The following is a 12,716-nucleotide window of genomic DNA, read 5'->3' as shown; positions in this document are numbered from 1 at the left end:
TTGGCCCAGGTCAGGGTCTTGTCGATCTCGACATAGGTCTGGGTCCAGAAGCTGTAAGCCACCAGGATCCCCAGCGGCGCAGCCACCAGAAGCCCCACATAAAGCGAAGCCGGGGCGCTTAATGCATAACCTTTGCCTGCTTCGCTTTGAATGTACAATTGTCATTCCTCCCTGGCATTGACGCTAATTCCGGTTGGAGAAAGCGCCCCAATTTCTCCCACGCTCCGTGTAGATATCTTCAGCAGGCACCGCAGAATCTTGCAGGCGCTAGAACTGGACACTACGGTGACCCAACTGCCGCCCTGACACCCGGAACGGCCTTGTCTTGCGAGCTGCCGTGATGCCGTTCCCTGCCCGGCCGTTAGGTCGTGGTCCCATAACGATCCGGCAGCAATGGATTCATCTCAACTAAATAAATTTCGATCGTCACCAAGAAAATTACACCGTCGGATTTGGCCGCAGAATCAAATTTGAGGACCCCGCAATTAAATTTGTTTGAGTTCACCCGCCCCCTGCTCGACAGTTTTTCAACCGAAACCTCAGCGACAGCAGGGCGAGCGTAATGGAAACAAAAGCAAGAGTGGTCATTATCGGCGGCGGGGTCGTCGGTTGCAGCATCCTCTATCACCTGGCCAAACGGGGCTGGAAGGATGTGGTGCTGCTGGAACGGCAGGAGCTGACCGCAGGCTCCTCCTGGCACGCGGCCGGCAACCTGTTCACCCTGACTGCCCCAGGCAATGCTGCGGTTCTGCAAAAGTACACCATCGACCTCTACCCGGAGCTGGAGCGTGAAAGCGGCCAGGAGTGCGGCCTGCACTATAACGGTGAGCTGCTGGTCGCGAAGGATGAGGAAGAGATCAAGACGCTCGCCATCGCCCATGCCTTCGGCAAGCGTTATGGCATTGAATCCGAATTTATCTGCCCGGACCGCGCCAAGGAGCTTGCTCCGACCCTCAACACCGATGACCTGACCGCGATCCTGCATGAAAAAACAGCCGGTTACTGTGATCCAGCTAGCGTCACCCATGCCTTCGCCAAGGCCGCGCGCAACTACGGCGCCACAATCCACCGCCACACCCCGGTATTGGAAACCAACCAGCGCCACGACGGCAAATGGGACGTGGTGACCGAAAACGGCACCATCACCGCCGATTACGTGGTCAATGCCGCCGGCCTCTGGGGCCGCGAAGTGGCGGCGCTGGCGGGCATCAAGCTGCCCCTGATGCCGGTCGAGCACCATTACCTGATCACCGAAGAGATCCCCGAGATGGCGGAAATCGGCAGTGATCACGCCCTGCTGTCCTATGCCGATGCGAACCTTTACATGCGCCCCGAGGGCAAGGGGCTTTTGATCGGCGCCTATGAAAGCAAATGCATCCACTGGTCCGAAGACGGCACCCCCTTGGACTTCGGTCACGAGCTGCTGCCCGACGATCTGAGCCGGATGGAGGACGAGTTTCTGCAAGCGGTCGAGCTGATCCCCAGCCTCGCCGATGCCGGCATCAAGAGCGTGATCAACGGCCCCATGATCTTTTCCCCCGACCTCGGCCCTCTGATCGGCCCCTACCCTGGCAAGCCAGGCTACTTCTGCGCCAACGGCGTGATGACCGGCTTCAACCAGGGCGGCGGCATCGGCAAGGTGCTGGCGGAATGGATCATCGACGGCGAGCCCTCGCTGGACGTCAGCTTCTGGGACGTGGCCCGTTACGGCGACTATGCCGGCAACCGCTATGCCAAGCAGATGACCAAATACTGGTATGAAAACCGCTCTAGCCGGATCTACCCCTACCAGACCTTCCCGGCAGCGCGTCCGATGAAGACGTCACCAATCTATGACAGGCTGAAAGACGCAGGCGCAGTGTTTGGCGAGACCTGCGGTTGGGAGGACGCCTATTGGTATGCAACCAATGACGCCGAGCGGCAGGAGAGCTATTCCTACGAGCGCCCCGCCTGCTTCCAGGCCGTCGCCCGCGAATCCCGCACTGTGCGTGAAACCGCAGGCCTGTTCGAGCTGACCAGCTATGGCAAATACCGCTTCAGCGGCGCCGGTGCGGTGGCCTATCTGGACCGCATCATGGCCAACAAGATCCCGTCCGTGGGCAGAACTGCGCTCTGCCCGATGCTGAGCCGCCAAGGCAAAGTGACCGGCGATTTCACCGTCACGCGCCTCAGTGAGGACAGCTGTCTGGTGCTGGGGTCGGGCGCGATGGAAAAGATCCACGAACGCTGGTTCCTCGAAACCATGCCCGAAACCGGTGTCGCTTATGAGAACCTCACCAACCGCTATGCGGGCCTGCATGTGGCCGGCCCCAACGCCAAGGCAATCATGGCGGCGGTGGCCCCGGGCATCAGCTTCGGCAGCGCAGATTTCCCGTTCCTGTCGGGCCGCGAGATGGACCTGGGCCCCTGCCCCGGCGCCTTTGTCATCCGGGTCTCTTACACCGGCGAATGCGGCTACGAGATCTACATGCCGATGGAATACCAGCGCACGCTGTTCGAGGAGATCCTGGCAGCGGGCGAACCCCACGGCCTGACCCTCGCAGGCGGCCACGCGCTGATGGCGCTGCGGCTGGAAAAAGGCTTTGCCGGCTGGAACATGGAGCTCACCTCCGACTACTACCCCCACGAAACCGCACTGGCGCGCTTTGTCCGCTACGGCAAGGGTGACTTCATCGGCCGCGAGGCTGCCTTGGCTGCCAAGGAGGCCGGGCCGCGGGAGTGCTTCGTGCAATTCGCCGTCGATACGGGCGAGGCCGACGCTTATGGCGGCGAGCCGGTGTTCTTGAATGGCAAGCTGGCCGGCTACACCAGCTCCGGCGGCTACGGTTACTGCGCAGACACCAGCCTGGCGCTTGGCTACCTCTATCCCGACACCATCGACCCAGCCGCCGAATACGAGATCGACATCGCCGCCAAGCGGTGCAAGGCGCGCCTGCTGACCGCCCCGCCCGTCGACCCCGAGGGCCTGCGCATGCGCAACTAACACGCCGTCATCACCGGAAGGGGCTGGGCCACCATCCTCACCGCATCCAGCCCCGCGAACCGGAGCAGTGCCGCCTAGGCCTGCTCCGGTTCTTTTTTGTTACGGCCTGCGCTGCAGCGGCCCTGCTGGCGCCCGAAGGATATCCAGCTGGATTTCTGTGCGTGTTCTCCGTGCTGCCGCGTTAAGGGCGGCGGTGAAGCACCGTAAAGGGAATGAAAGCGTAAAAAAACTCCAAAACCGGCCTTCTTTTGCGTCGCATGGCGGCGCAGCCGCGGCCAGCCGCCACTGGTGGAATTCGCGAGGAAGGCGGAAACGGGTTGCCAGGCACTGACTGTAAGCAGCAGCTCATAAAAAAGCTGCCCGGCCATGGGGAGCCGGGCAGAATGACCTTATGCAGCTCCGCTGCCGCATAAGGCTGGGAGAATGTTCGCAGGTCAGGCGGCTGCGCCGTGGATCTCCTGCTTGCGGCGGGCCATGTAGTCCTTCAGCTGGTCCTCGATTGCCGCGTCGATAGGCGGCTTCTCATACTGGGCCAACATCTGCTTCCAGATCCCGTTGGCGCGCTGCGCGCTGTCCATGCTGCCGCGGTCGCTCCAGTTCTCGTAATTGTCCCAGTCGGACACCAGCGGCGTGTAGAAGGCGCTCTCATAGCGCTCCAGCGTGTGCTGGGTACCAAAGAAATGGCCGCAAGGCCCGACCTCGCGGATCGCGTCCAGGCCGATGGCGGCATCGGACACCTCGAACGGCTGCTGCGCCGCGGCCATCATCTGCAGCATCTCGGCATCGATGATCAGCTTCTCGAAAGAGGCCACCAGCCCGCCGCCAAGCCAGCCCGCGCCCTGGTTCAGCAGATGCACATGGCCGCTCATCGCGCCCCACAGCGACATCTGGCTTTCATAGGCCGCCTGCGCATCGACCGCGTTGGAGGCGGTCACATTGCTGGAGCGGAAGGGGATGCCGTAACGCCGCGCCAGCTGCCCGGTGGCCTGCGCCGCCAGCGTGTATTCCGGGGTGCCAAAGGCCGGTGAGCCGGTTTTCATGTCCACGTTGGACGTGAAGCCGCCATAGACAACCGGAGTGCCCGGGCGCACGCATTGCGCCAGTACGATACCAGACAGCGCTTCGGCGTTCTGCTGGGTCAGCGCGCCCGCAATGGTCACAGGCGACATCGCACCGGCCAGCGTGAACGGGGTGATGATCACGGGCTGGCCGTGCTTGGCCATCTCGATCAACCCCTCTCCCATCGGCCCGTCGATCTGCAGCGGCGAGTTGGTGTTGATCACGGTGGTAAACACCGGCTTGCCGATCAGGTCCTCGCGCGAGCAGCCGAGCGAGATTGCCGCCATTTCCAGCCCGTCACGGGCGCGGTCGGCGCCCAGCCCCCAGGGTTGCCAGTTTTTGTCGGTCAGGGTGATCTGCGCGAAATGCAGGTCCAGATGGCGGCTTTCCTGTGGCAGGTCCAGCGCCTCGAACGGGCCGCCGCCTTCTTGATGCAGGATATTCAGGCTCTGCACCAGCTTAATGAAATCGCACATCTCCGCATAGGTGCCCTGCCGCCGCCCCTTGTCGAGATCCGAGACAAAGGCCGGGCCGCCAACTGAGGCAAAGATCGCGCAATCATCGCCTAGCTGTACATTGCGCTCCGGGTTGCGCGCGTGCAGCGTGAACGACGACGGCGGCAGCTTCAGCTTCTCATCCACCAGCCCGCGGTCGAGCCAGACCATCTCCTCGCTGTGGTCCACCTTGGCCCCGGCTTCCTGCAGATAGCGCCGCGCTTCTGGGTCCAACACTTTGACGCCGATTTCCTCCAGAATCGTCAGCGAGGCCTCGTGGATCGCCTCTATCTGATCGGTGCTCAGCACGTTTGTGGGGGCGGTGCGGTAGCGGACCTGGGTCCAGGGTGATTGGGTTACAGCGCCGCCGCTGCGGTCCGGCCGGGCGCCGCCGCGGGCGCGTCTGCGTGCAGAGGTTCGGGTCATGGCTACCTTCCTGCGGAGAGCTATCTACTGTTCAACTGTACAATAGATAAGCATGGAAGTTCGCCCCATGCAATCTTTATTGTTCGAATGTACAATAAAGTACCCAACCGCCTGTCCGGGTCAGCCAAGTGCCGCCCATGCATTCCCGGACTCGCCGCTCACAGTGATCATCCAATTCCGGAAGCGCGGTCCATACGGCAAGCCAGCGCCGCGGGGGGTGGTTACTAGCGCCAAGCACCAGCCGGTGGAAACAACCGCCGGCACTGGCGCTACCAGACGGCCGGCCGCCAGATCATGATCCAGGTACGGCCTGCGGCCCATGGTGATTCCCAGACCTTCCTTGGCCGCTTTCAGGCAGCTGGAGCACATGTCCAGCTCCAAGTAGCGGGCATTGCGGTGATCCGCGACCCTCTGCGCCTCGAACCAGGACTTCCATTCCTCATCTTCCGACAGGCTGGCGATCAGGGTGTGCTGCAGCAGGTCCTCCGGGCTTTCGATCTGCCTGTGCGCTGCCAGATACTCCGGCGCCGCCACTGGCACGATATCATCGGAAAACAGCACCACAGCATTCTCCGGCACGTTCTCCTTCGGCAGATAGGCCAGGGCAAAATCCGCCTCCCGGTTCAAACCGTCTCCCGCCAGTTCGGAGGTGCTCAGCCGGACGGCAATATCGGAGTGCTTCTGATGAAAATCCCCCAGCTGCGGAATCAGCCACACATCGGCCAGCGATGGGAACAGGTTCAGCGTCAGCTGCGACCGCCCGGTTGAGCGCGCCAGCACATCTGTCGCCATCTCGATCCCATCCAGCGCAACACTTAGGCGTTCGAAATAGGCCTGGCCTTCTTCACGCAGGATCAGCCGGTTGTTGCGCCGGATGAACAGCGGCATGGCGATGAAATCCTCCAGCGCCTTGACCTGGTGACTGACCGCCGAGGCTGAAATGCCCAGCTCCTCCGCCGCCAGCTGGAAATTGCAATGGCGCGCAGCCGCCTCAAAGGCCTTGACTGCCGCAAAGGGGGGAAGCCGTCTTTTCATGGTTCAATCCGCCGGTATTCAGGACCCATCCAATGTGACGCCAAGCGCCTGATTTCTCAATGGAAGACTTAAATTGAGCCACCGCTGAATTTTTTTGCCCTGTCGGGCAGGGCCGGTGCCGCGCCATCATCATCCGGTAAACTTCCCAGCAGAACGAAGCCCGGAACGGGCGCCGGAGACGATGCAGTATTCAGTCACATCTTTGGTGAAACAGGCCTTGCGCGGCCACCGGGGCTGGCCCGAGGCCTTCCGCCACCCGGAGCCCCGGAAGCACTATGACGTGGTGATCATCGGCGGCGGCGGCCACGGGCTGGCAACCGCCTATTACCTGGCCAAAGAGCACGGCATCACCAATGTGGCGGTGCTGGAAAAAGGCTGGATCGGCAGCGGCAACACCGGCCGCAACACCACCATCGTGCGCTCCAATTACCTGCTGAACAGCGAAATTCCCCTGCTGGAATGGTCGCTGAAACTGTGGGAAGGCCTCAGCGAGGAGCTGAACTACAACGTAATGTTCTCCCAGCGCGGCGTTCTGGACATCTTCCACACCGACGGCCAGCGCGACGAGGCGGTGCGCCGCGGCAATGCGATGATCATGAACGGCGTCGATGCGGTGATGCTGGACCGCCGCCAGGTGCTGGAGATGATGCCGCTGGTGGACGCAAACAACGGCCGCTTCCCGGTGCTGGGCGGGCTGCTGCAGCCGCGCGCCGGCAGCGCGCGCCACGACGCCGTGGTCTGGGGCTATGCCCGCGCCGCCGACCGGCTGGGCGTCGACATCATCCAGAACTGCGAGGTCACCGGCTTTGAACGAGACGCCAGCGGCCGCATGACCGGGGTAGAGACCAGCCGCGGCCGGATCGGTGCGGGCAAGGTCGCGGTCTGCGTGGCGGGCCACACCAGCCAGGTGATGCAGATGGCCGACATCAAGCTGCCGGTGGAAAGCCACAAGCTGCAGGCCTTCGTCTCCGAGGCGGTGAAACCCTGCGTCGACACCGTCGCCACCTTTGGCGTCGGCCATCTGTATGTCAGCCAGTCCGACAAGGGCGGCCTGGTCTTCGGCGGCATGCTGGACGGCTATAACAGCTTTGCGCAGCGCGGCAACCTGCCGATTGTCGAGGACGTGGCCGAAGCAATGATGATGTTCCTGCCCAGCTTGGGCCGGGTGCGCCTGCTGCGCCATTGGGCCGGCGTGGTCGACATGACCATGGACGGCTCCCCCTACATCTGCAAGACGCCGGTCGAGGGACTCTATCTGAACGGAGGCTGGAACTACACCGGCTTCAAGGCAATCCCCGGCGCCGCCTGGTGCTTTGCCCATACCGTCGCGAACGATGCGCCGCACAAGTACAACGCGCCGTTCCACCTTGACCGTTTTGCCGAAGGCCGCCCGGTGGATGCCACTGGCGGCGGTCCCTTCCCCAACCACCACTGAGGAGGGCTGACACCCCATGCGCATCCCCTGCCCGCTGTGCGGCGACCGCCCGCTGGAAGAATTCATCTATCGCGGCGACGCCACCCTCACCCGCCCCGCCGCAGACGCCCCGATGGGGGCCTGGGTCGATTACGTCTACCTGCGCGACAACCCCAAGGGCCCCCACCGCGAACACTGGCGCCACGCCCAGGGCTGCGGCGGCTGGCTGGTTGTGGACCGCAACACCGTCACCCATGAAATCACTCAGGCCATTCAGGCCCGCCCCGGCGGGGAGGTCCAGCGATGACCCGCCAGACCCACCGGCTAAACGGCGCTGGAAGCCGCCTCGACCGCAGCAAGCCCATCAGCTTCACCTTCGACGGCAAGCGCTACAGCGGCTACGAGGGCGACACACTCGCCTCTGCCCTCTTGGCCAATGGCGTCCGCCTGGTCGCGCGCAGCTTCAAGTACCACCGCCCGCGCGGCATCTTCACCTGCGACCCGCATGAACCCAGCGCCCTGGTGCAGCTGCGCAGCGGCGCCCGGCAGGAACCCAACATTCCGGCCACGATGGTTGAGCTCTATGATGGGCTGGAGGCCACCAGTCAGAACCGCTGGCCCTCGCTGCGCTATGACCTCTTGTCGGTGAACCAGCTGTTTTCGCCGTTCTTTGCCGCCGGGTTCTACTACAAGACCTTCAAATGGCCCGCAAAATTCTGGACCAATCTCTATGAGCCGGTGATCCGCCGCGCCGCAGGCATGGGCCGCCTGTCCGGCGGCATCGATCCCGACACCTATGAAAAGATCCACCACCACTGCGATATTCTCGTGATCGGCGGCGGTGGCGCGGGCATCAGCGCCGCCCGCGCTGCGGCCCAAAGCGGCGCCCGGGTGACCCTGGTGGAGGAACACGCCCGTCTTGGCGGTTTTGACAGCACCGGCCTGGAACAGGACATCGCCGAACTGGAGGCGTTGGAGAACGTCCGCATCCTGCCCCGCACGATGGTGTTCGGCTGGTATGACAACAACACCTTCGGCGCGGTTGAGCAGGTCTCTGATCACTTGCCCGTCCCCGCCGCTCACCAGCCGCGCCAGCGGATGTGGAAGATCGTGGCCCCCCAGGTGATCCTGGCCACCGGCGCCCATGAACGCTCGCTGGTCTTTGGCAACAACGACCGCCCCGGCGTGATGCTCGCCTCCGCCGCGGAGCGCTACTTGCGCGACTACGGCGTCCGCACCGGAAGCCGCGCGGTGATCTTCACCACCAACGACAGCACCACAGGCCTAGTCAAGGCGCTGGGGGCGGCTGGTGTCACCGTCGCCGCGGTGGCAGATGCCCGCAACGGCGATGAGATCGAAACCGTGCATGGCCGCACCACAGTCACGGGCGTCACCCTGCGCCAGAAGGACGGCAGCCGCCGCACCGTGGATTGCGATACGGTCTGCGTCTCAGGCGGCTGGAACCCGGCGGTGCAGCTGCTGGCACAGCGCGGCCAGAAACCGCACTGGAGCGAAAACCTGCAAGCCTTCCTGCCGCAGGAGATGGCGGGCGCGGATTTCCTTTGCACCGGCAGCCTCGTCGGGCTTGAGGCCCACGAAGATTGCCAGACCCACGGCCGCATAGCGGGCGAGGCCGCCGGCAAACGCTTTGCCGCCCCGGACAGCGCAAGCCTGGCGGACTACCACAACTATCTGGAGGCCAGCGAACAGCGCGCCGCCAAATTCGCCTACTTCGAGTCCAGCACCGGGAAGTCAAAGAAATTCATAGATTTGCAGCATGACGTGACTGCGGGCGACGTCTCGCTGGCCACCCGCGAGGGCTACCGCTCGGTCGAGCATGTCAAACGCTACACCACCCTTGGCATGGCAACCGATCAGGGCAAGACCTCCAACATCCACGGCATCGCCGCGATGTCCAAGGCACTGGACAAGCCGATGAGCCAGGTCGGCACCACCGGCTTCCGCCCGCCCTACCGGCCGGTCAGCCTCGGCGCGCTGGCGGGCCGTTCCCGCGGCAAGCACTGGCGCCCCATCCTGCGAACCCCGCTGCATGGCTGGGTCGAGGACAAAGGCGGTGTGTTCATCGAATCCGGCCTCTGGCACCGCAGCCAGTATTTCCCCAAGCCGGGCGAGACTATGAGCCAAGCCATCAGCCGCGAGGTTCAGGCCGTACGCAGCGCGGTGGGCTTCTGCGATGTCTCCACCCTGGGCAAGATCGACCTGCAAGGCCCCGATGCTGCGGCCTTTCTCGACCGGGTCTACAGCAACGGCTTCGCCAAGCTGCCGGTGGGCAAGTCCCGCTACGGGCTGATGCTGCGCGAGGACGGCATCGTGATGGACGACGGCACCGTTTCGAGGCTGGCTGAGGATCACTACTTCATCACCACCACATCGGCAGAATCCGATAGTGTTATCAGCCATCTGGAATACTGCCATCAGGTACTCTGGCCGGAGCTGGACGTTGTTTTTGCCGATGCGGGCGAGGATTGGGCGGGCATCGCCCTGGCAGGCCCCCGCGCCCGCGACGTGCTGGCCCGGATCGCCCCGGAGATGGATGTAAGCAACGCCGCTCTGCCCTTCCTGGCCGCGCGCGAATGCACCGTGTTGGACGGCGTGCCCGCCCGGCTGTTCCGGATCTCTTTCTCGGGCGAGCTGGCCTATGAAATATATGTGCCCTCCCCCTATGGCCGCCCCCTGGCCGAGGCGCTGGAGCGCGAAGGCGCCGAGTTCGGCATAACGCCTTATGGGGTCGAGGCGCTGGACGTGCTGCGCATCGAAAAAGGGCATGTCAGCTCGGAGCTGAATAAATTCACCACCGCGGCGGACCTGGGACTTGGCATGCTGATGTCCGCCAAGAAAGACTTCATCGGCCGCGCCCTCAGCAGCCGCCCTGGGCTGACCGACCCCGACCGCGAGGTTGTGGTGGGGCTGAAACCTCTGGACCCTTCGCACAGCTTCCGCCAGGGCGCCCATATCACTGCCAGTGGCGCCCCCCTCGCACCAGAGAATGACGACGGCTACATCACCTCCGCAGCCTGGAGCCCGACGATGGAAAGCTGTATCGCAATCGCTCTGGTGCGGCGCGGCCGCGAGCGGCTCGGCGAAGTGGTTGAGATCATCGACCCCCTGCACGGCGAAGACCCCGTCCCGGCCACCATCGTGTCCCACCATTTCTATGATCCGGAGAATACCCGTGTGCGCAGCTGAAGCCCGCCCCCCGTTCTGCCTCGAAGGTCTGGAACTGACCGGCGTCCCTTCCGCCCAGCCCGCCGGCGTCGTGGCCCGGATCGTGACCGGCACCACCGTGTTGCGGATCATGCCCTTCCACGGCAAGGCGACTGCAACCGGTGCCGCATTGACGCCCTTCGGCTTCACCAACCTGCCCGGCCCGGGGCGCTTTGCTGAGGCCAGCGAAAACCGCCTGGCCTGGGCAGCCGGCAACTGCTGGCACCTGATCAGCCCGCACCCTGCTCTGGTGCTGGAACAAGAGCTGAAACAGGTGCTTGCCGGGCTGGCCGCCGTCAGCAGCGCCGGCGGCGGGTTCCTTCGCCTGCGGATCAGCGGCACCGCCGCCTGCGCCCTGATGGCCAAGGGCTGCGTGCTGGACTTGGACCGGTTTGTACCCGGCCGCAGCGCTGTCAGTTTGATGGCGCACACGAAAATTCACCTGCACCGCTGCGCGGACGCAGAGTTCGACCTTCTGATCCCCGCCAGCCACGCCGCCAGTTTCTGGGAGTGGCTCACCATGTCCGCCGCCGAATTCGGACTGGCGGTGCAGACGACCGCGGCTGCCGTATTGGAAGACGGGGCCCCGCTGCCGGCAGCCCTCTCCGCCTGACGCGGCAGCAGCTATCCAGCAGTCCTACTGAAAGAAAAGGCCGCCAGGAGTGAACACGGCGGCCTTTTATGGTATCCGCGGCTTCCTTTGGCTATGCCTCGAACTCCTCCCACGGGTAATGGGAAAGCAGCTCCCAGCCGGTCTCGGTCACATGGATCATCTGCTCCAGCTTCACCCCTTCCATCGCGCCTTCCTCACCGATGTAGGATTCAACCGCCAGCACCATGCCCGGCTCCACCACCCCGTCATAGCCGTATTCCTCCAAGTCTTCGCGGTAGGGTAAAGACGGGTACTCATCACACAGCCCGACCCCATGCGCCAGGCAACCATAGCGGTTCTTCTTGAACCGGTCTGGGATGGGCCAGGATTTCTCGGCAATCTCCCGGTAGGACATGCCGGGCCTGATCACCTCCATGTTGAACTCCACCTGCTCGCGCGCCAGCTGATACAGTTCCGCCTGCTCCCGCGACCAGACATCGCCGCATACCCAGGCACGGGAAATATCCGCGCAATAGCCGTAGGGCCCGACCAGGTCGGTATCGAAGGACACCATGTCGCCCGCCTCGATCACCCGCATTGAGCTTTCGTGGAACCAGGGATTGGTGCGCGGACCAGAGGCCAGCAAGCGGGTTTCAATCCACTCGCCGCCTTCGGCAATATTGACCGCATGCAGCTTGGCCCACAGGGCATTTTCGGTTATGCCCGGCCGCAGCGCATCGCGCATCGCATGCATCCCCTTGTCGGCGACCGCAATCGCCGCCTTCATCAGTTCCAGTTCCCCCGGCGACTTGATCGAACGCGCCACCTCGGCCACGCTCTGGCCGTCTACGATCTCGAACCCCAGGCCCTGAATGGCGCTGCCGCCCAGATGCGACAGCCGGTCGATCGCCAGCCGCTTCTCACCTGGACAGTAGCGGGCCATCAGCCCGCCGATCTGGGTGCCAAAGGCCTCGGCCCATTCTTCCATCCGGTTGCCGGCGGCAAAGAAGTAATGCGCTTTCATCACCCCGTATTTGTCCACCGTCGGCAGACCTTCCGCCAGGAAGGGCATATCGGCGTAATCCAGCAAGGTCACCGGCCCGTCGGCGGGCACAAACACACAGCGGGTCTCGAAATGCATGCACCATATCTGCATGTTGGTGCAGTCGGTGGCGTATCGGGTATTGATCGGGTCCAGCAGCAGGAGCGCCGGCACGTCCTGCCGCTGCATTTCCGATTGCAGCCGCCCCAGCCGGTAACGGCGCACATCGTCCAGGTCGGCAGGCGCGTCGGAATGGTCCAGCGCACCGTGCTGCACAGGCCCTTCTTGCCGGTCCATCCGTACCGGCCATCTGCGATCGTGGTTGCTGATCACTTTATTCTTGGGCATCCCAGCCTCCTCACAGTTTGTTCCAGCCTGATTGCAATGGCGCCAGCCAGCCCGTTGGCCCGGCCGGCTGGCAGGTTTCACGGCCCGGCAGAGCCGTC

9 protein-coding genes are annotated in these 12,716 nt (G+C 63.8%); 5 read left to right on the top strand and 4 right to left on the bottom strand.

All coding sequences use genetic code 11. The features are described from left to right. The first annotated feature begins 562 nt into the window (after window positions 1–562). Window positions 563–2,983 carry an FAD-dependent oxidoreductase gene (locus KUW17_RS18980; RefSeq protein ID WP_222481869.1) on the top strand — a complete coding sequence of 807 codons (2,421 nt, stop codon included), beginning with the start codon at window positions 563–565 and terminating at the stop codon, window positions 2,981–2,983. A 74-nt stretch (window positions 2,984–3,057) separates the two neighbouring features. On the opposite strand, the gene KUW17_RS18975 is transcribed toward KUW17_RS18980, so the two are convergent. The 3 genes from KUW17_RS18975 to KUW17_RS18965 all read right to left on the bottom strand — a co-directional run bounded on the left by KUW17_RS18975 (window position 3,058) and on the right by KUW17_RS18965 (window position 5,997). After that, complete coding sequence (locus tag KUW17_RS18975; protein ID WP_222481868.1) at window positions 3,058–3,351, bottom strand: hypothetical protein; 294 nt, start codon at window positions 3,349–3,351, stop codon at window positions 3,058–3,060. A gap of 66 nt (window positions 3,352–3,417) precedes the next feature. Further along, window positions 3,418–4,962, bottom strand: a complete 1,545-nt coding sequence (locus tag KUW17_RS18970) for a trimethylamine methyltransferase family protein (RefSeq protein ID WP_222481867.1) — start codon at window positions 4,960–4,962, stop codon at window positions 3,418–3,420. 120 nt (window positions 4,963–5,082) lie between these two features. Continuing rightward, a complete protein-coding gene (locus KUW17_RS18965) occupies window positions 5,083–5,997 on the bottom strand; it encodes a LysR substrate-binding domain-containing protein (RefSeq protein WP_222481866.1) in 915 nt (304 codons plus the stop codon). A 181-nt stretch (window positions 5,998–6,178) separates the two neighbouring features. Between KUW17_RS18965 and KUW17_RS18960 the strand changes: the two genes are divergently transcribed. The 4 genes from KUW17_RS18960 to KUW17_RS18945 are packed head-to-tail and all read left to right on the top strand — an operon-like array spanning window position 6,179 to window position 11,249. Beyond that, window positions 6,179–7,432, top strand: a complete 1,254-nt coding sequence (locus KUW17_RS18960; protein WP_222481865.1) for a sarcosine oxidase subunit beta family protein — start codon at window positions 6,179–6,181, stop codon at window positions 7,430–7,432. Window positions 7,433–7,448: 16 nt separating this feature from the next. Continuing rightward, complete coding sequence (locus tag KUW17_RS18955; protein ID WP_222481864.1) at window positions 7,449–7,718, top strand: sarcosine oxidase subunit delta; 270 nt, start codon at window positions 7,449–7,451, stop codon at window positions 7,716–7,718. Continuing rightward, window positions 7,715–10,618: a sarcosine oxidase subunit alpha family protein gene (locus KUW17_RS18950; protein ID WP_222481863.1), complete on the top strand. Its 2,904-nt coding sequence runs from the start codon at window positions 7,715–7,717 to the stop codon at window positions 10,616–10,618. The genes KUW17_RS18955 and KUW17_RS18950 overlap by 4 nt, the downstream gene beginning before the upstream one ends. Beyond that, window positions 10,605–11,249 carry a sarcosine oxidase subunit gamma gene (locus KUW17_RS18945; protein ID WP_222481862.1) on the top strand — a complete coding sequence of 215 codons (645 nt, stop codon included), beginning with the start codon at window positions 10,605–10,607 and terminating at the stop codon, window positions 11,247–11,249. Before KUW17_RS18950 ends, KUW17_RS18945 begins: the two co-directional genes overlap by 14 nt. 91 nt (window positions 11,250–11,340) lie before the next feature. Here KUW17_RS18945 and KUW17_RS18940 read toward each other — a convergent pair whose 3' ends face one another. Beyond that, window positions 11,341–12,618 (bottom strand): M24 family metallopeptidase, encoded by a 1,278-nt coding sequence (locus KUW17_RS18940; protein ID WP_222481861.1) that lies wholly within the window; start codon window positions 12,616–12,618, stop codon window positions 11,341–11,343. Between the last annotated feature and the right edge of the window lie 98 nt (window positions 12,619–12,716).

This window comes from Leisingera aquaemixtae (genome assembly GCF_019801145.1).
GTDB classification, from domain to species: Bacteria; Pseudomonadota; Alphaproteobacteria; order Rhodobacterales; family Rhodobacteraceae; genus Leisingera; species Leisingera aquaemixtae_A.
The sequence above is the reverse complement of the archived record's forward strand: the minus strand, read 5'-3'. Positions and strand labels throughout refer to the sequence as shown.